We start from the raw sequence: 769 nt of genomic DNA on the forward strand, positions 1-769 counted from the left end.
GTCACTTTTTCCAACATAACATCCAATGTCCCAGTTCGTTCACCTGATGCAATCATATGTATTATCATAGGTGAGAATACTCGACTAATAGTTAAAGAAGACGATAGACTACTGCCTTCGTTAATTAACTTAGCGGTACTTTTTAACTGTGATTTAATATACTCATTCGTCAATGCCGAGTTACTTATTTTTATTGCCTGGATTAAATCAACGTTATTGCCATTTAAAATAGTTAATGTTCTTAAATAACGGGATATGTTTAACCTAATGATCATCTCTCCAACCAGAGGTATCTTCAAGTAATAATATTCAAAGAGTTCATTCATTTTCTTTATTTTCAAAATTCTATTAATTACAATTAATGCAGCAGAGATCAACATTAAAATAGTCAATATATTATTCTTTATCCCGTTGCTAACTGTCATGAGAACTTGTGTCGAAAAAGGCAATGCATTACTCTCTAAGGAAAACTGCTCTACTATATTCGGGACAACTACCGATAAGAGGATAATGATTACACCGAGAGACATTAAAATTAGAATAATCGGATATATAAGTGTTTGCCCAATTTTTCTTTTCACTTTCTGCGTTTGTTCTATATGGTCCGCAAGTCGGGACAACACCATACCTAAATGCCCCGACAGTTCACCAGCAGTGATCATTGACCTATATAATGGATTAAAAACATTTGAAAAATTTGAAAGTGAATCTGAAAATGAATAGCCCTCTATAACTTTCATCCTTATGTCATATATTATACTATTCATTG

Annotated in this window: 1 protein-coding gene; it reads right to left on the bottom strand. The window is 32.6% G+C overall.

Annotation, left to right across the window (positions count from 1 at the left end):
• On the bottom strand, positions 1 to 740 hold a 740-nt coding region (locus V1952_RS22210), incomplete at its 3' end, for a type II secretion system F family protein (protein WP_420075590.1).
• Positions 741 to 769: the final 29 nt, after the last annotated feature.

Origin of the sequence: Yersinia sp. 2542 StPb PI (assembly GCF_048593855.1) — a bacterium.
Lineage (GTDB): Bacteria > Pseudomonadota > Gammaproteobacteria > Enterobacterales > Enterobacteriaceae > Yersinia > Yersinia enterocolitica_E.